Source organism: Enterobacter vonholyi (assembly GCF_008364555.1).
In the GTDB taxonomy this organism is placed as follows: domain Bacteria; phylum Pseudomonadota; class Gammaproteobacteria; order Enterobacterales; family Enterobacteriaceae; genus Enterobacter; species Enterobacter vonholyi.
In genome coordinates this window covers 1-514 of record NZ_VTUC01000036.1, presented here as the reverse complement: position 1 = coordinate 514, position 514 = coordinate 1, and the positions used below count along the sequence as shown (strand labels likewise).

Genomic DNA, 514 nt, shown 5'->3' with positions numbered 1-514 from the left:
TAGCAAGTAGCTTACCATCCTGCATCAATTTATCAAGTTCTTGTGGAGTCTTACCAATAGCATCAGAGAACAACTGAACAGCACCTGCCAAACGGTCACCTAACTGACCACGAAGTTCTTCAGCCTGAACTTTACCCTTAGATGCCATTTGCTGGAAAGCAACCATGATACCTTTCAAGTCTTCATCAGATGCCCCTCTAATACGAGAGAACATTGCAGCATTCTTATAAAACTCCTGAGTACCTTCAAAACCAAGTGCAGGTTGAGCACCAGCAGCGAAGTTTGAGTACTGCTTCATAGTGTCTGTGTAGTTCTGACCAATCTGGTGAGAGAACGTAGCAGCGAACATTCTAGCTTGCTGTGTATCCCCTCCAAAGATAGCTGTTGAGGCTAACTGTGCAGACTGTCTCTTTACACCTGCATCAATAGTCTTCTGAGCTAATTCCAGCATAGCATACGCTGAAACAAAACCACCTACAAGCTGTCTTAGTGAAGAGTTTGCTCTGTCTTGTAA

At 44.0% G+C, this 514-nt stretch carries 1 protein-coding gene; it reads right to left on the bottom strand.

What is annotated here, in order from left to right; genetic code table 11:
* The coding region (locus F0319_RS18850; RefSeq protein ID WP_149367551.1) for a tape measure protein at nt 1-514 on the bottom strand (514 nt) is incomplete at both ends.